Origin of the sequence: Bacillus sp. EKM202B (assembly GCF_011066025.1) — a bacterium.
GTDB lineage: Bacteria > Bacillota > Bacilli > Bacillales > Bacillaceae_G > Bacillus_A > Bacillus_A toyonensis.
Genome location: NZ_JAAMNK010000006.1, coordinates 168,401 through 188,631, shown reverse-complemented (window position 1 = coordinate 188,631; position 20,231 = coordinate 168,401). Strand labels below are relative to the sequence as shown.

Annotated in this window: 25 protein-coding genes and 2 pseudogenes; 18 read left to right on the top strand and 9 right to left on the bottom strand. The window is 35.3% G+C overall.

Features of this window, described 5'->3' with window-relative positions:
* Window positions 1-4 precede the first annotated feature (4 nt).
* From tpx to ackA, 3 genes are all read left to right on the top strand, one after another.
* Complete coding sequence (gene tpx / locus G9F74_RS10570; RefSeq protein WP_000024525.1) at window positions 5-505, top strand: thiol peroxidase; 501 nt, start codon at window positions 5-7, stop codon at window positions 503-505.
* Window positions 506-703: 198 nt separating this feature from the next.
* A complete protein-coding gene (locus G9F74_RS10565) occupies window positions 704-1,690 on the top strand; it encodes a class I SAM-dependent methyltransferase (RefSeq protein WP_000084373.1) in 987 nt (328 codons plus the stop codon).
* A gap of 299 nt (window positions 1,691-1,989) precedes the next feature.
* Window positions 1,990-3,183, top strand: a complete 1,194-nt coding sequence (ackA, locus tag G9F74_RS10560) for an acetate kinase (RefSeq protein WP_000034585.1) — start codon at window positions 1,990-1,992, stop codon at window positions 3,181-3,183.
* Here ackA and G9F74_RS10555 read toward each other — a convergent pair.
* Window positions 3,140-3,637, bottom strand: a complete 498-nt coding sequence (locus tag G9F74_RS10555) for an NUDIX hydrolase (protein ID WP_016109193.1) — start codon at window positions 3,635-3,637, stop codon at window positions 3,140-3,142. The two genes, ackA and G9F74_RS10555, sit on opposite strands and share 44 nt — an antisense overlap.
* Window positions 3,638-3,711: 74 nt before the next feature.
* Window positions 3,712-4,347, bottom strand: a complete 636-nt coding sequence (locus G9F74_RS10550) for a DUF1796 family putative cysteine peptidase (RefSeq protein ID WP_001054281.1) — start codon at window positions 4,345-4,347, stop codon at window positions 3,712-3,714.
* Window positions 4,348-4,484: 137 nt separating this feature from the next.
* Between G9F74_RS10550 and G9F74_RS10545 the strand changes: the two genes are divergently transcribed.
* Window positions 4,485-5,318: an EcsC family protein gene (locus G9F74_RS10545; protein WP_001256857.1), complete on the top strand. Its 834-nt coding sequence runs from the start codon at window positions 4,485-4,487 to the stop codon at window positions 5,316-5,318.
* Between the two features lie 31 nt (window positions 5,319-5,349).
* Here the strand turns inward: G9F74_RS10545 and G9F74_RS10540 are convergent, their stop codons facing one another.
* Complete coding sequence (locus tag G9F74_RS10540) at window positions 5,350-6,012, bottom strand: YitT family protein (protein WP_001244520.1); 663 nt, start codon at window positions 6,010-6,012, stop codon at window positions 5,350-5,352.
* A gap of 838 nt (window positions 6,013-6,850) precedes the next feature.
* On the opposite strand from G9F74_RS10540, the gene G9F74_RS10535 reads away from it, so the two are divergent.
* Entirely contained in the window at window positions 6,851-7,045 is a 195-nt protein-coding gene (locus tag G9F74_RS10535) for a hypothetical protein (protein WP_000910296.1), read from the top strand.
* Window positions 7,046-7,073: 28 nt separating this feature from the next.
* Here the strand turns inward: G9F74_RS10535 and G9F74_RS10530 are convergent, their stop codons facing one another.
* On the bottom strand, window positions 7,074-7,391 hold the full coding sequence (locus G9F74_RS10530) for a hypothetical protein (RefSeq protein ID WP_016109192.1): 318 nt from the start codon (window positions 7,389-7,391) through the stop codon (window positions 7,074-7,076).
* Between the two features lie 166 nt (window positions 7,392-7,557).
* Here G9F74_RS10530 and G9F74_RS10525 point away from each other — a divergent pair, with 166 nt between their 5' ends.
* The gene (locus G9F74_RS10525) at window positions 7,558-8,763 is read left to right on the top strand and encodes an argininosuccinate synthase (protein WP_000412319.1); all 1,206 of its coding nucleotides are present in this window, start codon (window positions 7,558-7,560) and stop codon (window positions 8,761-8,763) included.
* Complete coding sequence (gene argH, locus G9F74_RS10520) at window positions 8,760-10,151, top strand: argininosuccinate lyase (protein WP_016109191.1); 1,392 nt, start codon at window positions 8,760-8,762, stop codon at window positions 10,149-10,151. The genes G9F74_RS10525 and argH overlap by 4 nt, the downstream gene beginning before the upstream one ends.
* Window positions 10,152-10,229: 78 nt before the next feature.
* On the opposite strand, the gene G9F74_RS10515 is transcribed toward argH, so the two are convergent.
* Window positions 10,230-10,760, bottom strand: coding sequence for a DinB family protein (locus tag G9F74_RS10515; RefSeq protein ID WP_016109190.1), 531 nt, complete (start codon window positions 10,758-10,760; stop codon window positions 10,230-10,232).
* Between the two features lie 100 nt (window positions 10,761-10,860).
* Window positions 10,861-11,040: a hypothetical protein gene (locus G9F74_RS10510; protein ID WP_000342762.1), complete on the bottom strand. Its 180-nt coding sequence runs from the start codon at window positions 11,038-11,040 to the stop codon at window positions 10,861-10,863.
* Window positions 11,041-11,135: 95 nt separating this feature from the next.
* Between G9F74_RS10510 and G9F74_RS10505 the strand changes: the two genes are divergently transcribed.
* The gene (locus tag G9F74_RS10505) at window positions 11,136-11,831 is read left to right on the top strand and encodes a hypothetical protein (protein WP_016109189.1); all 696 of its coding nucleotides are present in this window, start codon (window positions 11,136-11,138) and stop codon (window positions 11,829-11,831) included.
* A gap of 41 nt (window positions 11,832-11,872) precedes the next feature.
* Here the strand turns inward: G9F74_RS10505 and G9F74_RS10500 are convergent, their stop codons facing one another.
* Window positions 11,873-12,331, bottom strand: a complete 459-nt coding sequence (locus tag G9F74_RS10500; protein WP_001066673.1) for a universal stress protein — start codon at window positions 12,329-12,331, stop codon at window positions 11,873-11,875.
* Window positions 12,332-12,478: 147 nt separating this feature from the next.
* On the opposite strand from G9F74_RS10500, the gene G9F74_RS10495 reads away from it, so the two are divergent.
* The 8 genes and pseudogenes from G9F74_RS10495 (at window position 12,479) to G9F74_RS10465 (ending at window position 17,223) form a co-directional block, all read left to right on the top strand.
* Window positions 12,479-13,270, top strand: a complete 792-nt coding sequence (locus G9F74_RS10495) for an SDR family oxidoreductase (protein ID WP_016109188.1) — start codon at window positions 12,479-12,481, stop codon at window positions 13,268-13,270.
* A 214-nt stretch (window positions 13,271-13,484) separates the two neighbouring features.
* Window positions 13,485-14,618 carry an alanine dehydrogenase gene (gene ald / locus G9F74_RS10490; protein WP_001219395.1) on the top strand — a complete coding sequence of 378 codons (1,134 nt, stop codon included), beginning with the start codon at window positions 13,485-13,487 and terminating at the stop codon, window positions 14,616-14,618.
* A 137-nt stretch (window positions 14,619-14,755) separates the two neighbouring features.
* The gene (locus G9F74_RS10485) at window positions 14,756-15,184 is read left to right on the top strand and encodes a hypothetical protein (RefSeq protein WP_016109187.1); all 429 of its coding nucleotides are present in this window, start codon (window positions 14,756-14,758) and stop codon (window positions 15,182-15,184) included.
* 44 nt (window positions 15,185-15,228) lie between these two features.
* Window positions 15,229-15,561 (top strand): cupin domain-containing protein, encoded by a 333-nt coding sequence (locus tag G9F74_RS10480; protein WP_000450949.1) that lies wholly within the window; start codon window positions 15,229-15,231, stop codon window positions 15,559-15,561.
* Window positions 15,558-16,346, top strand: a pseudogene (locus G9F74_RS10475) (GNAT family N-acetyltransferase). The gene G9F74_RS10480 and the pseudogene G9F74_RS10475 overlap by 4 nt, the downstream one beginning before the upstream one ends.
* A gap of 2 nt (window positions 16,347-16,348) precedes the next feature.
* Window positions 16,349-16,693: a DUF6176 family protein gene (locus G9F74_RS10470; protein WP_016109184.1), complete on the top strand. Its 345-nt coding sequence runs from the start codon at window positions 16,349-16,351 to the stop codon at window positions 16,691-16,693.
* Window positions 16,694-16,836: 143 nt separating this feature from the next.
* Window positions 16,837-16,953 (top strand): annotated as a pseudogene (locus tag G9F74_RS30670) (anti sigma factor C-terminal domain-containing protein); the annotation flags it as partial.
* Between the two features lie 63 nt (window positions 16,954-17,016).
* Entirely contained in the window at window positions 17,017-17,223 is a 207-nt protein-coding gene (locus tag G9F74_RS10465) for a hypothetical protein (RefSeq protein WP_001248905.1), read from the top strand.
* Window positions 17,224-17,236: 13 nt separating this feature from the next.
* Here the strand turns inward: G9F74_RS10465 and G9F74_RS10460 are convergent, their stop codons facing one another.
* Window positions 17,237-18,064 carry a DUF2785 domain-containing protein gene (locus G9F74_RS10460; RefSeq protein WP_000941466.1) on the bottom strand — a complete coding sequence of 276 codons (828 nt, stop codon included), beginning with the start codon at window positions 18,062-18,064 and terminating at the stop codon, window positions 17,237-17,239.
* A 178-nt stretch (window positions 18,065-18,242) separates the two neighbouring features.
* Here G9F74_RS10460 and G9F74_RS10455 point away from each other — a divergent pair, with 178 nt between their 5' ends.
* Window positions 18,243-18,596, top strand: a complete 354-nt coding sequence (locus tag G9F74_RS10455) for a hypothetical protein (RefSeq protein WP_131202368.1) — start codon at window positions 18,243-18,245, stop codon at window positions 18,594-18,596.
* Window positions 18,597-18,619: 23 nt separating this feature from the next.
* Window positions 18,620-18,982 carry a DUF3221 domain-containing protein gene (locus tag G9F74_RS10450; protein ID WP_016109182.1) on the top strand — a complete coding sequence of 121 codons (363 nt, stop codon included), beginning with the start codon at window positions 18,620-18,622 and terminating at the stop codon, window positions 18,980-18,982.
* Between the two features lie 29 nt (window positions 18,983-19,011).
* Here the strand turns inward: G9F74_RS10450 and pepQ are convergent, their stop codons facing one another.
* Window positions 19,012-20,109 (bottom strand): Xaa-Pro dipeptidase, encoded by a 1,098-nt coding sequence (pepQ, locus tag G9F74_RS10445; RefSeq protein WP_000994035.1) that lies wholly within the window; start codon window positions 20,107-20,109, stop codon window positions 19,012-19,014.
* Window positions 20,110-20,231: the final 122 nt, after the last annotated feature.

Sequence of the window (20,231 nt, the reverse complement as noted above, 5' to 3'; positions counted from 1 at the left end):
TCAAGTGGCAAACGTAACTTTTAAAGGTAATCCAATGACTTTAGTTGGAACAGAAGTTAAAGTTGGCGATCAAGCGCCAAACTTCCAAGTATTAGCAAACGACTTATCTCCAGTAAGTTTAGAAACATACAAAGGCGAAGTAAAATTAATTAGTGTTGTACCTTCAATCGACACAGGTGTATGTGATGCACAAACACGTCGTTTTAACCAAGATGCAGCAGGTATTGAAAACGCGAAAGTATTAACAATTAGCGCTGACTTACCATTCGCTCAAAAACGCTGGTGTGCAGCAAACGGTTTAGAAAATGTTGTAACACTTTCTGATCACCGTGACCTTTCATTCGGTGAAGCTTACGGCTTAGTAATGAAAGAACTTCGTTTACTTGCTCGTGCAGTATTCGTAGTAGATAGCAATGACAAAGTAGTTTACGCAGAATACGTAAGCGAAGGTACAAGCCATCCAAACTATGAAGCAGCATTAGAAGCAGCTAAATCTGCAAAGTAATAGGAAGGAAATGACCTCTTATAAAGAGGTCGTTTTTTCTCATCTATTGCTGCGAATGGTAACGATAGATGAGAAAAAATGTTATATCATACATAACTTGAAAGGGAGCTCTTTACAGGAGGTCGCTTTTTCTTTTTGGAAAAAATCACTTTGTGGTATGATATAAGTTATGTGTAAAAGAGAGAAGGAGGAATGTACGTGAGTCAGACAGTGGAAACATTATTTTCTATTTTTGATTCTTCTACGGTAGTTTTACGTAAAGAATTAGATGTAACATATTTAGAGGCGCTTGTAGAAACAGGTGATAACTTGTTTGAAGGTGCGATTTTACAAGAGGAATTATCCGAATCAACAATTGAAAGGTTGAATCGTGAATATAGTACGTTTAATGAAGAAACATATAAAGGTGAAGAAATTCGTAAAGCATTTCAGCTAGCCATTTTAAAAGGAATGAAAGAGGGCGTACAAGCAAATCACGAAATGACGCCAGATGCAGTTGGAATGTTCATGAGCTACTTATTCCATAAATTTATGCAAGGCAAAACAGAAATTACTGTTTTAGATCCTGCAATTGGAACAGGTAATTTAATGACTACAGTATTTAATAGCGCTAAAGAAGAGCTAGCAATGAGTGGATTTGGTGTAGAAGTGGATGAAGTGCTAATTAAACTTGCTTTAGTAAATGCAAATTTACAAAAGCATGGAATCGAATTCTTCCATCAAGATGGACTAGCACCACTTTATATTGATCCAGTTGATGCAGTCGTTTCAGATTTACCAATTGGTTATTATCCAAACGAAATCAGTGCGAGTGAATATAAGTTAAAAGCAGATCAAGGAATGTCATATGCGCATCACTTATTTATTGAACAAAGTGTGAAACATACGAAAGAAGGCGGGTATTTATTCTTCTTAGTACCAAACTTTATTTTTGAAAGTGATCAAGCGCCGAAACTACATGCATTTATTAAAGAAACATGCTTTATTCAAGGTTTGTTACAGCTACCTGTTTCCATGTTTAAAAACGAGAAAAATGCAAAAAGTATATTTGTTCTCCAAAAGAAAGGCCAAGGTGTAACAATGCCGAAACAGGCATTACTAGTGGAATTACCTAAATTCTCTAATATGAAGGCTATGGAGAACATTATGGATCAATTAAATACTTGGTTTGCAACACAAAAGTAACACGATATATATGTAACAGGGTTAGTGATTAATGTAGTACAGTTGTATAGAATATGTCATATTTTTTAATATATACAAGATTTAACTGAATTTTTTTGAAATCTGTAATATATTTTTTTTCTTGGTGTTACAATTTTTTCACTTGAAATATATGTCGGACGATGTTTAAATTAAAATCGTGAGTATAAAATTTACTGATGATGAAACGTTTTCATAGTGAGTGAATTTAATTAGATAAAATCGAGCGGTTTGTGGAATGATCCACACAACTACCAAGAGAAAAAGGGGCGAAAGACTAGATGTCAAAAATCATCGCGATTAACGCAGGAAGCTCTTCCTTAAAATTCCAATTATTTGAAATGCCAAGTGAAACAGTATTAACAAAAGGTTTAGTAGAACGTATCGGTTTAGAAGATAGTATCTTCACTATTACTGTAGATGGCGAAAAACAAAAAGAAATTACAAACATCCCAGATCACGCAGTAGCAGTTAACATGCTTCTTAGCAAATTAACTGAAAATGGAATCGTAAAATCTCTTGATGAGATTGGCGGTATCGGTCACCGTGTTGTACACGGCGGCGAAAAATTTGCGGATTCTGTTTTAATTACTGATGAAGTATTAGCGGAAATCGAAGAATTAAGCGATTTAGCACCACTTCACAACCCAGCAAACCTTGTTGGTATTAAAGCATTCCAAGAAGTATTACCAAACGTACCAGCAGTAGCAGTATTCGATACAGCATTCCACCAAACAATGCCGGAATCTGCATTCCTATACAGCTTACCGTATGAGTACTATGAGAAATTTGGTATCCGTAAATACGGTTTCCACGGAACTTCTCATAAATACGTAACTGAGCGTGCGGCTGAATTATTAGGTCGTCCAATTGAAAGCTTAAGCCTACTTTCTTGTCACTTAGGTAACGGTGCAAGTATCGCAGCAGTAGAAGGCGGTAAGTCTATCGATACTTCTATGGGCTTCACTCCACTTGCTGGTGTAACAATGGGTACACGTTCTGGTAACATTGACCCTGCGTTAATTCCATACATCATGGAAAAAACAGGCCAAACTGTAGAAGAAGTAGTTAACGTATTAAACAAGAAGAGTGGTATGTTAGGTCTTACTGGTTACTCTAGTGACCTACGTGACATCATTGCGAAAGAAGAAGAAGGCGACCACCGTGCGAAAGTAGCACTTGACGTGTTCGTAAGCCGTATCCATAAATACATTGGTTCTTACACAGCTCGTATGAAAGGCGTTGACGCTATCATCTTTACAGCTGGTGTAGGTGAAAACAGTGCAATTATTCGTGAGCGCGTATTAGAAGGCCTTGAGTACATGGGCGTATACTTCGACGCAAAACGCAATAACGTATTCGGTGAAGAAGCATTCATCAGCTTCCCTCACTCTCCAGTAAAAATTATCGTAATTCCAACTGACGAAGAAGTTATGATTGCTCGTGACGTACTACGTCTTGGAGATATTGGTTAATATATGAAAAGAAAGACGAGATCCTATAGGATTTCGTCTTTCTTTTCATATATTTTAAAATTCCATCTGGATATAATAATTTTTCCTTCTGAATGAATGCAGTAATGGGAACCCATTTTGCATATGACGCTGTTTGCTCATCTTGTATATTCACTATTTCCATTTCATATAGTGATCTGTCTAATAAACGCAAAGAATATAGTTGAATAATCTCATGACCAATTTCCTCATCTAGATGAAAGATGTTTTCTAAGCAACCTAAATAATCGATAATTTCTACTTCTGTATGAAGCTCTTCATTAAACTCTCGAATAACTGTTTCATCTGATTTTTCTCCGAGTTCAATTGATCCACCAAGAGGACGGTAATAGGTTTCATTGTCTATATTATATTCTTGTAGTAGAAGTCGATTGTGATGTATAACAATACCAAAGGATTTTGCACGTGGGTACATGAATATGATCGCTCCTTATTCATTTATATGTGGATAATTATAAGTTGAAATATAGAGAAAATCACCTTTTTATTTCACGTTGTTGAGCTAATTGTAATACCGTCTAATAGTTCTTTCCAAAATGCTTCATTGTACTGGTATATATCCATCACTGGGCATTTTATAACGCAAATGTTTTGTAATCCCCAATCTTCTTCAGTGATAGTTGGTACATCGGCAGGAAGTAATAAAAGGACGGAGAAGTTATGCTTGACCATTTGAGATAAAATTTGTTCAAGAAAAAGTGCTTCTTCATATGTTCCCCCGGTTCGAATAAACAATATGGATTCTTCCATTTCTACTGTAGTTAGAAAACGATTAATCCGATGCTCATAATTTAATTTAATATCTGTATAAGAAGGCCAAGAAGTTGGTGTATTTACATCTGTTTTAAAGTCATGGCAGGAGTCAATTTCATAAATGTTGTCTCGTAGTCTTAATTTCGCATCATCATCCCAAAATGAGATGAAGGACAAATTTTCTAATTCTAAAAAACGGTGAAAGCGATTTTGTAATAATAAATTTACTTTCTCTAATGAAGGACTTAGCATAAAATCAATAACGCCAAAAAATGGGGATAATCCTAGTTGATATAAAGCCCAAGCAGGCCAGCAGTTTTGTCCTAAGCTAAATACAGCATTATACTTTTGTTTTATATTGGATAGATTCATGTGATTCATCTCATCCTTTTTGCTAATATTTTATGTCATTAAAAAATGGTATGTGAATGGAGATAGACAAGCATATTTGCAAAGAATAAGCAGAAATATGTTACAATAGAAAAAAATCGAACGAGGTGGTTGTTACGATGCGATCGAAGCGAGAACAAGCCATTTTAGACAATATAAAGGAATGGGAAGCGCAATTAGTTGAGCAAGAAGCGACCGATTTTCAAAAAGTGTTTGATAAATGGTTACATACTACAGTTGCGAAATTACCTGAGAAAAAACGAAAAGAATTCTTTACGAAAGCAGATGGATGGCTTTTTCATTTGCATGCACTGATTCAAAGTTCACAATCACAATTAGATGCACGTAATCGTATTTTAGGAACATCAAGATTATTTAATGAATCAATTGAACAACTTGAAGATTTGAAAGCATTATCTATTGATCAGTTAACATACATAGCAGAGCAACAAACAGCACGTCATCGTCTATATTCATTCGTGCAAGGCGGAGCAACGGGTGCTGGAGGATTATTATTATTGACAGCTGATTTTCCGGTTATGATTGCGTTAAATGTGAAGGCTGTCCAACTTATTGCAACATCGTTTGGGCATGATGTGAACAAGCCTTATGAAATGATGCTGGCGTTAAAGGTGTTTCATGCGTCATTATTGCCAGGAAGACTTCAGCAATACGCTTGGTACAACTTGCTACGAGAGCTGGAGCAAGAAGATTCGTTCTTTTATGAAGGAGACGAAGCAGTGTTACAAACAGCCTCTACCGAAGTTTTGTTAAAGCAAATTTTGAAAACATTTTCAATTTATGCTCTTCGTCGTAAATTATTCCAAGGTATCCCAGTCATCGGAATGGCAATTGGATCTACAGTAAATTATCGTTTAACAAGAAATGTTACTGAATTTGCCAATCGATTTTATCAAGTGCGCCACATAATGGAGAAAGAAAAAAAATCATAAAAAAAGCGAGAGGCCGAAGCCTTTCGCTTTTTTAATTTGTTGCATGTTTTTTGGTCATTGGAATAGATACTGGTTGCTTTTCTGCTGCTTTTTCTGCTTTTGGATAATAAATTAAATCCAATGTTTTTGCCTGTACGGCAATTGAAAGAATAGTAAAAGCAATTTCTGTCCAATTTAAATAATATAATGAAAGCGCAAGAACAATCGCGTCAAAGACGAAGAAAATTTGCCCAATTGTAAAACGAGTTCGTTTACTTAATACAATTGTTAAAATATCGTCTCCACCGGTTGCACCGCCAAATCGCAATATAAAACCGAGTCCAATACCAGCTAAAGCACCGCCAACTATTGCAGCTATAAATAAATTGTTTGATAAATCTACCGTAAATGGAGAATAATTTTCCATAAGGGAATAAAATACTCCGAATGAAATTGAACCTAAAAATGAATAGCCAACCATTTTTTTACCTAAAAATGAAGCGCACAGTAAAATAATTGGGATATCCATTATTACAGTTGAAATAGATGGTGAAATATCATAAAAATTTTGGATGAATAGTGCAATACCTACAAATCCACCTTCTGTTAAGTGGTTTTGGAAGTGAATGTGATATAGCGCTGCCGCTAAAATAAATGAACCGATTAAAACCATAAAAACTTCTTTAATAATTTGTCGACTTTGGATGTTCCTCATCGTTATTCCTTCTTTCCGTAGTTAGTAGTCCTTTTTGTGTTGTAAACTAACTACGAGCTCACATGTAGCTTTCAGTTAGTTTACGAAAAAACTAACTACGCTATATGTCGCTGAAGAAATAACGAATAATCCTCTCGTCCATCAATTCTCCCTACCTTCGTTTTAGTTTAAGTCTTAAAACGACTAAACAAAACGTGGAGTAGGATTCGTCATTTAGCAATCCTGCTCTTCTTTGTTTTGTTTAGCTAATAACAATTAAGTCCTAAACAAAACGCTACGTGTAAGAAGAGTCTTTTTTTTGCCAAATTATCCTTCGGGCAATCATAATTTCCCCACTCTCGTATTTTTTTCGCTAGACTAAAGTATCTGAGCTGAAAAATACGCTACGTGTATGATTCGTCAATACGATGCCACATGCTCCTTCGAGCGATCATGATATCAAAATCCCTTCCTTCAAGATTTATATTATTATATCATACTTTCAAAAAATGTATGCGGATGGAAACCGACAATAAACGGAGGGAATCTACAAAAATTGTTATGTTTAAATATTTTTGTAGAAAAGCCTAAGTTATTTTGTAGGATTGGACAGTTTTTAGAAGTTTGTCCAATAAGTAAGCAAAGATGGTTTTTTATTCAGTTGTATTGTTTTCGTCACCTTTATCTTTAAAAAATGCATCCCAGCTAATCACACTTAAAAATGTTAAAGCGATAATAATGAAAGCTCGCATCATTTTGAGGCCTCCTTTTGTACATAGTATATGAATATCTTACTTTGTAATGTGTCATTTTTTTACATATTATATTAATATAGATAGATGAAAGGGAGAGTGGAGATATGCTAAAAGACATGTTTAAAAGAAGAGAATTAAAATGCGTTTCATGTCAGAAAAAGATTGAATATGAAGAAGAGCTAGTTGCTTTTGTGAAGTTGCCGAAAGAAAGAAGTATATTAGTAGGTCCGTTTGATGTATGTTTAGCAAAAACGGCGCAAGAAATATATTGCAAAGCTTGTTACGACAAAAAAGCATGACCCAAAGTGAATGAGGGGCATGCTTTTTTCATTGGTGTGCTTTTCCCTCAGATACATTTTGGGTGAGGCGATACCAAAGCCAAAGGTCGTTAATAATAGAGGCTAAATCAGCTATTTCAGAATTAAGCCTACAGGAAATTTCAAAATTATCTTCGTTATTTAAACGATGTTGTTTTTGATTAATGTAATGTTCAATCTCTTTTATACGATCAGGTATTTTTCCGCGAATTTGCTCCCATTTTAATAAAATACCATGCTGTGTTTTTTCAGAGATGTCTTCCCATTCTTCTTGTATGTTTGGCACTGCAATTCCTAGATGTTCATTGTATATAAAATACTTTTCCATAGACACACCTCCAATTTCCTGCCTCTATTTTACATAAAAAAAGAAAGAAATTCGACGAAATTGTTTGAAAAAAATTATGAATTCCCCTTGATTCATTTTATGAAAGGTGTTAAAGTTTGAATTATTATAAGAAATAATGAATATTTATTCTTTAGGGGGATGTAAAATGGAGAAGAAAAAAGTTGTATTAGCATATTCCGGAGGTCTTGATACTTCCGTTGCAATTAAATGGTTACAAGAGAAGAATTATGATATTATCGCGCTTTGTTTAGATTTAGGGGAAGGAAAAGACTTAGCGTTTGTAAAAGAAAAAGCACTTTCAGTAGGTGCAATTAAATCGTATATGATTGATGTTCAAGAAGAATTCGCGAATGAATATGCATTGATGGCGATGCAAGCACACACGTTATACGAAGGGAAATATCCTCTTGTCTCTGCATTATCTCGTCCACTTATTGCGAAAAAATTAGTAGAAATCGCAGAACAAGAAGGCGCAACTGCAGTTGCACACGGATGTACAGGGAAAGGGAATGACCAAGTTCGTTTTGAAGTTTCTATTCAAGCATTGAATCCATATTTAGAAGTGATTGCGCCTGTACGTGAATGGAAGTGGTCACGTGAAGAAGAAATTGCATATGCAAAAGAAAACGATGTACCAATTCCAATTAATTTAGATAGCCCATTCTCAATCGATCAAAACTTATGGGGACGCAGCAACGAATGTGGAATTTTAGAAGATCCATGGGCAGCGCCGCCAGAAGATGCATACGAAATGACATTAGCATTAGAAGATACACCGAATAAACCAGAGTTTGTAGAAATTGGATTTGAAGCAGGAGTACCGACGACTTTAAATGGCACTTCATATTCACTGTCAGAACTAATTAAAACGTTAAATGCCCTTGCTGGAAAACATGGCGTTGGACGTATCGATCACGTAGAAAATCGTCTTGTCGGTATTAAATCTCGTGAAGTATACGAATGCCCAGCAGCAATGACGTTAATTACAGCGCATAAAGAGTTGGAAGATTTAACACACGTGAAAGAAGTAGCACATTTTAAACCGGTGATTGAACAGAAAATAACGGAACTTATTTATAATGGCTTATGGTTCTCTCCTTTAAAACAAGCGCTTCATGCATTTTTACAAGAAACGCAAAAGCATGTAACAGGTACAGTGCGTGTGAAATTATTTAAAGGTCATGCGATTGTAGAAGGGCGTAAATCTGAATACTCGTTATATGATGAGAAATTAGCTACGTATACTGCCCAGGATGAATTTAATCATGATGCAGCAGTTGGATTCATTTCATTATTCGGTTTACCGACGAAAGTATACAGTCAAGTGAATCAAAAGAAGGTGGAAGCGTGAGCAAACTTTGGGGCGGACGTTTTACAGAAGAAGCGGAAGCGTGGGTTGAAGAGTTTGGAGCGTCCATCTTCTTCGATCAACAATTAGTCAATCAAGATATAAATGGGAGTATTGCACACGTAACGATGCTAGCAAAGCAAGGGATCGTTACGAAAGAAGAAGCCGAGAAAATAAAGCTAGGTCTTCAATATTTATTAGAAGAAGCGAAACAAAATAAGTTACATTTCTCAGTTGAAGCTGAGGACATTCATTTAAACATTGAAAAGATGTTAATTGAAAAAATCGGTGAAGTGGGAGGGAAACTTCATACAGGCCGAAGCCGTAACGACCAAGTGGCAACAGATATGCATTTGTATATAAAAGAAAAGGTAGAAGATATTATAAAAGCTACAAAACAATTGCAAACTGTTCTTGTTCATCAAGCAGAAAATAATATTGAAACAATTATGCCTGGCTATACGCACTTGCAACGTGCGCAGCCTATATCATTTGCACATCATATTCTTGCTTACTTTTGGATGTTAGAGCGCGATGTGAATCGTTATGAAGATTCGTTAAAACGCATTAACATTTCACCACTCGGAGCAGGAGCGTTAGCTGGGACGACATTCCCGATTGACCGAGAATATAGTGCGGAGCTTCTCGGATTTAATGGCATCTATGAAAATAGTTTAGATGCGGTAAGCGATCGTGATTTCATACTGGAGTTTTTAAGTAACTCATCTATGCTCATGATGCACTTATCACGCTTTTGCGAAGAACTTATTTTATGGAGTAGCCAAGAGTTTCAATTTATTGAAATGAGCGATCAATACGCAACGGGAAGCAGTATTATGCCGCAAAAGAAAAATCCGGATATGGCGGAACTAATCCGCGGTAAAACAGGCAGAGTATACGGTAATTTATTCAGTTTACTTACAGTAATGAAAGGATTACCGCTCGCGTACAATAAAGACTTACAAGAAGATAAAGAAGGAATGTTTGATACAGTAAAAACAGTAGAAGGATGCCTTCATATTATGGCAGGCATGCTGGAAACGATGACTGTAAACCAAGAAAAAATGGGGCAAGCTGTGACCCAAGATTTCTCTAACGCAACAGAAATTGCGGACTACTTAGCAAGTAAAGGACTGCCATTCCGTCAAGCTCATGAAATTGTTGGGAAGTTAGTTCTACATTGCACACAAAAAGGAATTTATTTATTAGATGTACCATTTGAAACGTATAAAGAAATGAGTTCGTTATTTGAAGAAGATTTGTATGAAGTTCTTTCGCCGTATGCTGCTGTAAAGCGCCGTAACAGTGCTGGCGGGACTGGGTTTGAGCAAATTGAAAAAACTTTGGAGAAGGCGAAGGGGTTAGTTGGAGAGTTTGTAGGAATTAAATGATGTATGAGATAGAAGGTAAGGTGCTTTTTATAGAAAGTACCTTACCTTTTTGTATTTAGATTTTTACAGGAGTATTTATCATTCCATAATCATAAAATGATGTTTCTCATGTATGGCTAATAGTTGAATAGATTGAATCAAATTAGGATAGTGAGCAATTGGATCTAAAAATACGATATGCCCTGCAATATTTTCTTCTATATTTTGAATGAGTTTTTTTATTTCATTTGTTTCACGTGTAAGTAATTCTTCTAATTGAGTTACATTCATAGATTGATAGACTTTTTTTGAAGGGATTAAAATCCAAGGTGCTTTCATTCCTTTGCCATGCTTTTCTTTATATTCGGCATAAATGTCATGTATTTCAGTGGCAAATGGGACGTTTTTTCTTAGCTTTGCATAAGGGATAAGGGTAAACGAGAATTTAATTGCTACTTTGAGCATATTTGCAATTAAATATAAGTGATAAAAATGCTCCCCAATAGACCATTTTCCATTCTGCGGGCGATACCATAGTTGTTCTTGAGATAGTGAATGGAGATGAGGAAGGAACTGGCTTCTTTGTACATGTAATGTATGAAAATGCTTTGAGATATTTTCAGATTTCATATTTTGGTATCCTCCACACGTATTTTTCCTAATTATAACATTTTTAGTGGGAATGTAATTAAGCCTAGAACAGTCTGTTCTAGGCTTAAAATTTCATCGCTTAATCATACTTATGTCGATCTTCCGTAATTCGAATATACTCAATATCCATCAAATCTCGCAGTAATGCACCGTTACTTAGTTCAATTCCATGTGTCTCTTTAAAATGTGTACGAATCGTATCTAACATTTCGATTTCTTTCCCATTCACATCTAAAATAATACGTTCAGAATCATCCATGTAGCATCCTCCTTTTTTACACACATATATTTTGTCCGTCTATTTCTAAAAAATGTATGTTAACGTAATGTTAGGAAATAAGAAAGGGATGGAAAATGAGACGTATTTATTTTATAGGGCTAATTTTGTACACATTAATTGTATTACATGTTGCATTCCCAAATATCTTTTCATTTGAGGATGTAGAAACAGTACACGTTGCGATATTTATTTTTGCTCTATTTGTAGTAGATTGCTTTATTTCTATATGGCTTTCGAAAAGAAAAGATATACAAGGCAAAAAAGAAATGGAACGGAAAAAGAGAAAACGTTCATTTTGGATGATGACGTACTGTTTATCTTTAGTGCTTACTGCTGCTTTTTTTAGTGAGCATATTCCATTAGAAAGATTAAATATTGGTTTTGGAGCGTTCGTATTTGCATACTATTTTTTCATGCATTTTCTTCCTTATATGAAAGAGAAGCGAGGAGAAGAGGAAGATCCTCTTGTAGAAGAAGCAAGAGAACGAGAGCATAGGAGAATAGAAGAAGATATACAAAAACTCGGAGAACAAAAATGGTATTTGAAGTCTAAAATTATATATGTTCTTTGCTTTATCACGCCGCCAATCGGTTATTTGTATGTGTTCTTGCTTCGTAAAAAAATGAAAGAAGATGCAAAGCAAACGTACTTAACGGTTGCGACGATCATGATGGCATTATGGTCTTTGAAGTTCTTACCGCCATATGTGCTGGCAGTTGCAGTTGTTGTGGTTGTTTGTCTTGTATTTATAGTGAAGTATGTGAAATGAAAAACACCAAGCCCATGTGGGCTTGGTGTTTTATCTATAAATTAAAGCTCACCTTGTTCCTCATCACCACGAACAACAAGGACATCGCATTTCGCATAGCGAATAATATGTTCAGAGACGCTACCAATTAGGAAACGTTCAACAGCATTTAAACCAGTTGCACCACACATAATTAAATCTACTTTATGGTTTGGAGCGATTTCTTTTGAAATTTTAGATTTAGGATTACCAAATTCTAATACAGTTTCAATTTTTTCAAGGCCAGCTTCAAGCGCAGTTTTTTTGTAGTCTTCTAATAAGTCTTCTGCAAATAGATTTGCACGTTCAGCAATTGCGCGGCTATAAGCTTCTACTGCTGAGTATGCTTTTACATCAACGATATGAGCAATTGTTAATGTTGCATTGTTTCGTTTTGCGACTTGAATTGCTTTTTTAAAGGCTTTTTCTGCTTCTTTAGAACCGTCCACCGCGATTAAAATATTTGTATATGTATTATTCATAGTAAATTCCTCCCAATCATTTTTATTACCTTTTACAACTTTATTATAAAACAAATTTTGGTAATGTGCTTGTCGGAAACGTTACAGAATTTTGAAAACTTTGTTTTAATTCATTTTAGTTGTAATTGGTGCGAGAACTTGTTACATATGAACTATAGCAATTTAAAAGGGGGCAGTTTTGTGAGACATGCGCTCATTACAGCCGGTACGAAAGGTTTAGGAAAGCAAGTAACAGAAAAATTATTGGCTAAAGGCTATTCAGTAACAGTAACATATCATAGCGATATAACGGCTATGGAAACGATGAAAGAAACATATAAAAATATGGAAGAGCGTCTACAATTCGTGCAAGCGGATGTCACGAAAAAGGAAGATTTACATAAAATAGTAGAAGAAGCGATGAGCCGTTTTGGCAAAATTGACTTTTTAATTAATAATGCTGGTCCATATGTATTTGAACGGAAAAAGTTAGTCGATTATGAAGAAGAAGAATGGAATGAAATGATTCACGGCAATTTAACAGCGGTATTTCATTTATTAAAACTTGTCGTTCCGGTCATGAGAAAACAGAACTTTGGCCGTATTATTAATTACGGATTTCAAGGGGCAGATAGTGCACCGGGATGGATTTATCGCTCAGCTTTCGCGGCAGCAAAAGTAGGACTTGTTTCATTAACGAAAACAGTTGCTTACGAAGAAGCGGAATACGGTATTACTGCGAACATGGTATGTCCTGGTGATATTATTGGTGAAATGAAAGAGGCGACAATTCAAGAAGCACGCCAGCTGAAAAGTCATAACACACCAATTGGTAGATCTGGAACAGGTGAAGATATCGCAAGAACGATTTCGTTTTTATGTGAGGACGATTCCGATATGATTACCGGTACAATTATTGAAGTGACTGGTGCAGTGGATGTTATTCATAGACATCGATAGAACAAAATAAAATGGAGTTTTAAATAATTGGACAGTTTATCCTTCATACTAAGAGATGCGGATAATACTGTCCTTTCATGTAATATTAAATCTATCGGAAAACTTGTGTTATTTTTTTGTCAAATATTGAGATATTATGTTAGAATATAAGGGCGTAGAAAGCGCTTTAAAAAATGATTCAGGGGTCATTTCATAACTCAAGGGGGAACTAATAATGCGTATCGGTATTCCAACAGAAATTAAAAACAATGAAAACCGTGTGGCAATGACGCCAGCGGGAGCAGTACATTTAGTACAAAATGGTCATGAAGTTTTTGTTCAAAAAGGAGCAGGTTTAGGATCTGGCTTTACAGATGAAGAATACGTACAAGCTGGTGCGAAACTTGTTGAAACTGCTGAAGAAGCATGGAACCAAGATATGGTTATGAAGGTAAAAGAGCCAGTTGCAAGTGAATACGGTAATTTCCGCGAAGGTTTAATTTTATTCACATACTTACACTTAGCTCCAGAACCAGAATTAACGAAAGCATTAATTGATAACAAAGTGGTATCAATTGCATACGAAACAGTACAATTAGACAATCGTTCTTTACCATTACTTGCACCTATGAGTGAAGTAGCTGGTCGTATGTCTGCACAAATCGGTGCACAGTTCCTTGAGAAAAACAAAGGTGGTAAAGGTATTTTACTTGCAGGCGTTCCAGGGGTGAAACGCGGAAAAGTAACAGTTATCGGTGGTGGTCAAGCTGGTACAAACGCAGCGAAGATTGCAGTAGGTTTAGGTGCAGATGTAACAATCATCGACTTAAGTGCAGAACGTCTTCGTCAATTAGATGACATTTTCGGTAACCAAGTAAAAACGTTAATGTCTAATCCTTACAACATTGCAGAAGCAGTAAGAGAATCTGATCTTGTTATTGGTGCGGTATTAATTCCAGGTGCAAAAGCGCCAAAACTTGTAACAGAAGAAATGATTCAATCAATGGAACCAGGTTCTGTCGTTGTAGATATTGCGATTGACCAAGGTGGTATTTTCGAAACAACTGACCGTATTACAACTCATGACAACCCAACTTACGAAAAACATGGCGTTGTTCATTATGCAGTTGCAAATATGCCAGGTGCGGTTCCACGTACATCAACTCTTGCATTAACAAACGTAACAGTACCGTATGCAGTACAAATTGCTAACAAAGGCTATAAAGACGCTTGCTTAGGCAATTCTGCATTACTAAAAGGTATTAACACATTAGATGGATATGTAACATTCGAAGCAGTTGCAGAAGCACACGGCTTACAATACGCTGATGCAAAAGAGCTTCTTGAAAAAGCTCCTGCTTTATCATAATAGAGATACATTAGAGACCTTCCTCTTATGAGGAGGGTCTTTTTTTAGGGAATAATATGTAAAAAATTGTTACTTATTGATGTTAATAGATATTAGTTGTGATAATTTAGAATTATAAAATAAAAAGAGGGGGTTCAATGGGGAGAAAAAATAAGAAGAAAAAGCAAGCTAAGAGGCAAAAATATATAAAGAAAAAACAGGAACAGAACATTCCAACTTCAAAAAAAATAGTCATTATGATAGAAAAAACGTTTCGGTATGTTTGTATGGTTCTGTATGTGATTTTGTGTATGGGTTCATTTGGGGTGCTTTACAGTTTTGGGATAACCCCGAATATTATTGAGAGTATTTTAGAGGTTATACTTGCCGTAATAGAATTAGTTTTATTCGTTATATTCTTTGATACAGTATGGCCTAGTCATGAAAGTAAGAGGGATAGGAAAAGAAAAAAGAGAAAGAAATCTTCATACGCTTCAAGTTCATCAAGTGGATTTGGTGACTACAGTAGCAACGATTGTAGCAGCTCAAGTGATGGTGGAGGAGATTGCGGAGGTGGAGGAGACTAAGTTGTTTTTTCAGAAGAACGACTAATGAAAGGATGAGACGAAAGATGGAAACTGTGAATTTAATCGAATTAACAAAGGGCATTCAAGATCAACATAAAAACTTCGTCGTTTCAAATGTAAATAGTCATTGCTTACGAATCGCTGTATTTACTGGTGAATATGATTGGCACTATCATTCTAATTCGGATGAGTTATTTATTGTGTTAGAGGGAGAATTACTTATCGATTTTCAAGACGGAGAAACAGCGGTTTTAAAGCCGAATGATTCTATCTTAATTCCAGCATGTACGATTCATAGAACGAGAGCATTCAAGAGAACTGTAAATCTTTGTTTTGAAAATATAGAGGCTGATACGATTATAGTGGAGCAATTATGAGGGAATTATCTGTAGCCCAGTATAGAAAAATACTTTCGATTTTAGAAAGTAATACAAGAACCACAACTTTTGCTTATGCAGTATGTGATCAAACGATAGATGGTAGGGTTTTTGCAAACGAGGAGTTAACAGCAGGACTAATTATCACAGCTAATGGCATTTATTATTTATTTGGTAATACGCAAGAGAAAAGTTATAACGAAGATGTATTTTCGTATATAAAAACGGCCATTGAAAAAACAGAGAAGAGATTTACATTGTTCACTTCAAGTGAAGAATGGGAAATGATGTTAGAAGAGCGTTTTAGTAATGTGCTTCGGAAAATCCCGCGAATGAAATTTCAAAGAGTAACCTTTGAAGAGAGAAAGCGAGATTGTAACAAAAATACATATGAAGTGAAGCGTATTGATAGAAGAGATATAGAACGAAGTAATGAATTTACACAGGCGTATTATAAAGAATATTGGGGATCAAATGAAGCATTTTTGAATGATGGTTTTGGATTTTGAATAGAACAAAATGGGATGACTGTAGCGGAATGTGTTTCGATATTTAGTGGGAATGGATTTGCTGAAATTGATATCGTGACGCATGAAGCGTATCAAGGGAAAGGGTTAGCTCAAGCTGTCGCAACACGTTTCATTGAACATTGTATACAAAATGATATTACACCGTGTTGGGATTGTTATGTAGACAATATTCCTTCGCAAAAATTAGCTAGTAAATTAAGTTTTCATCATCCAATAGAATATGGTTTGTTTGTACGTAAGAGAATGGGGGAATGAAAATGAATGTGGAGTTAACGAGATTTAAAGTGAAAAAAGGTAAAAGTCATCGTGTAGATGAATGGATGCAGCTTCTTAATGACAATATGAAAGAAGTGCTGTTGACACTAAACGACGAGAAAATGTACGTAGAGACAATTTTCCGGGAAATAAGAGATGGAGAAGAATACTTATATTGGTATTCTATGCAAGGAGAAGGCGGGGCTCTTGTCGAAAATTCTCATCATGAAATTGATAAAAAGCATGTAGCGTTTTGGTATGAGTGTATTGATGAAGAAGCACCGTCTGTTGATATGAAAACAGAAGTTGTTATGATTCAAGATGTTGTGAAGGAAGCGATGAAATAATAGAATAGTGTTTTTTGGAGAAGCACATTAAAATAGATGTGCTTTTTATTATGCAAAATTTTAAAAAAGAAAAGCTGTATTTAGATATTTTTAAGTGAAAATAAAGGGGGATTTCAAGAGCATTTTAGGACAAACTATAATGAAAAGACCTACCAATATACGGTGTAGTCGTAACAGGAAAAATAGAGGATTTACAAAGTTTACAAGGGTTACCGTATATTAAGGTTGCTGTTAGAGGTGTAACAGTTGAGAAATATTGATTACAAGTAATTAATGTGAATAATCAGAAAATTTATGTTATAATATGGGAAAAGGAGGTTTATATGAGGCAAATACATGGAGCAATTTATATTTACATAACAATGTTTTTCGTGGCGATATCCTATGGATTAGGGCACGTGTATTCGCATCCTATACTAACTTTTTTAAGCGGAGCATGTATGGCGTTTGCGCTTCTTGTCCACCTTTTCTCAGTTTGGATCGTAAAATTTCAATTAAATATTAGTGAAATAGAAGAAGGCACTTTTTAAAGGGCCTTCTTTTTTAGTAATATTGGCGAAGTCCTTGTAGTAATTTTTCAATTTCGTATTCAGTTTCCTTACATATAGATATTGTACGTAATCTGAAAAATAAGCTACGTAAGAAAGCTTTTATATTTCCGTATAGAAATTCGTATGATTCAATATGTAGCGTTGATTTTTGAACTTGTAATTGAGTTGCTAAATCACGAAGGGCTAATATGAGTACTTCTTCCTTTAGGCCATTTTGCAGCATTGCGACAATTGGATAAACGAGACGCTCATCTTCTTCGTATTTGTAATAGATGGAATGAACACAAACTTTGTTTAATAAAGTTTGTAATATTTCTTCGTAATATAAATTTTCCAGTTTAGGACTATTCACAAGCGCTTCAAATGTATCGGAAGCATGAGCGACACTATGCGCCCAGCCACGTTCTTGGACATAGCCTCGTAAGTCGTGCTCTTTGTTCATATATAAAATTAATTGATCTTTTACATTTAATATATCAGTCTGTGATAAAAAATTATGATTTGTATCCGCATCAATAATGAGCGCAATTAATAATGTCGTAAATGCACGGGTAAATACCGCATCTTCGTCATCCGAATGAATCTTATACAATAAATATTTATCACTGATGCTTTCTAATAATAGTTTCTGCAAGTGTGAGTGTGAAATATAGCCCTTCTTGATGAGATGATAAAAAGTAGAGTAAATAAGTTTATCCCTTAAATAACTATCAGTAACACCGATATGTTCAAGCATATTGGAACTTAAAGAATCAATATGAATTGTGTTGTCCAGTATGTAATTATTATTACGAATTTCTTCTAACTGTTGTTGTAACATATAAACCTCCTATTTTAGAAAATTCTGCATTTTAATAATATAATAAAAGGAAGAAATAGACAATAAAGTGAAGCTTTAATCAGTGGGGGTTCATCCCCCAACTAACTTCTTTGCTTTCACCGAATTTTGAGGTTGGGGTCTTACTGCCCGTTACTGCGGGATAAATAAGTGCTTTTGAATGGAGGGCATTATGAAGAGAGCATTATTCTTTTTTATAAGTATTTTCTTTTTAGGAAGTTGTTCGATTTCGTATGTTACTTTTTCTAGCGAGAGCAAAAGTTGGACGGGGCAATATAAAGGGCATATTAAGGATGACAGTGAAGATGGAAATACAGAATTTAAAAATTTGGAGATTTCTATTCATGGGACCTTTAGTACAATGACAGAAACGTCAGAAGTTCATAAAGGAGCAAGGATTGAAATGAAATCTTCTTGTGTAAGTTGTGCGCCTCTATCTAAAGATGAACCGATAGAGATTGTGATTAAATGGGATGATAAGTATGAAGAGAAGATGGTTTTAAAGCGGAAATAGCAAACATAGAGTGAGGGATAAAAATGAGTAGGAATATGAGAGTTTCTATGTATATATTTTTTAGTGTATTTCTAATCATATTATCAGCGTGTACTACAAAACAAGTAGAGGTAAAAAAAGTACCTGAAGAAGGGTATGTCATAGTAAGAAATGATGCGGTATTTTTTGTCGGTGATAAAACGTTTAATACAAAAGTAGAGTTGCAACATTATATAGAACAACAAATGAATAAAGAACATCCATCAGATATAGTGTTGAGCTTTAAGGAGAAAAACGCATCTAATCAATTAAAAACAGGAGATAAAATAAAAGTATGGTCTTCTCACATACTTGAAAGTTACCCAGGACAAATGATTGTAGAGAAATTTAAAGTAGTAGAAAAATAGAAAAAGGCAGCAATTAAGCTGCCTTTTTCTTATTTTACAAATTGTAATTCTTTCGGGAATTTCGTTAAAATTTCTGATCCGTCTTTTGTGATGTAAATATCATCTTCAATACGAACGCCACCTACGTTTGGTACGTAAATACCTGGTTCGATTGTGAAGACCATACCTTCTTTTAATAGAGAATCGTTGCCTTCTTTTACATCTGGATATTCGTGAACGCTAATTCCAAGTCCGTGACCAAGTCGGTGCGGGAAGAAGTCTCCGTAACCTGCATCCGCGATAACAGAACGAGCAGCATTATCAATTGCGCCAAGTGTAACGCCTGGTTTACATGCTTCAACTGCTTGTAGTTGTCCAGCAAGTACAGTGTTGTAAATGCGAGTTTGTTCTTCAGAAAGTTCACCGAATGCTACTGTACGTGTAATATCAGAGCAATAACCGTCAATAATTACGCCTAAATCAAATAGTACGAAATCGCCGCGCTTCATTTTGTTAGCACCTGGAATACCGTGTGGAAGAGCAGAGTTAGCACCTGCTAATACCATCGTATCAAATGACATTTTATGTATGCCTTTTGTTTTTAATTCGTGTTCAATAATTGCTAATACTTCTAGTTCGCTACGGTTTTCTTTAATTGCATTTACCCCAACTTCAACAGCATAGTCTGCCATTTTAGCTGCTTCACGTAAAATAGAAAGTTCTTTTTCATCCTTAATTAAACGAAGCTCGCGAACTTTTTCCTCTGCTGATTTGAAAGCTGCATTTGGGAATAATTTTGTTAATTCTTCGTAACGTTCTACGTTTAAATGTTCTTTTTCAATTGCAACTGCATTTGCATTGATGCCACGGTCTTTAATTGCTTTTGCAATCATATCCCATGGTCTGTCAGTATCAGTGAATCCGATAATTTCATGTGCCCATCCAGCGTTACGTGCTTGGCCTTCTTCCATTTTAGGGCAAATTAAAATAGGCTCTTTTTCTTGGAATACAAACATACCAAGTAGTCTTTCGTGTGGTTCACAGTGGAAGTTTGTCATGTAGAAAACGTTTGGTGTAGAAGTTAAGAACGCGGCTTCTACGTTTTTTTCTTTTAGCCATTGCATTAAATTTTCTAATCTAGCATTCATCGATTGGCACCCCCGAGATATTTAATTACAAATATAACTTTACCTCGGAAGAAAGCGTTATGACAAGTAAATAGATGTTAGAAAAGACAGGGAATTGAAAAATCATGTAGAATAAAAAGTGA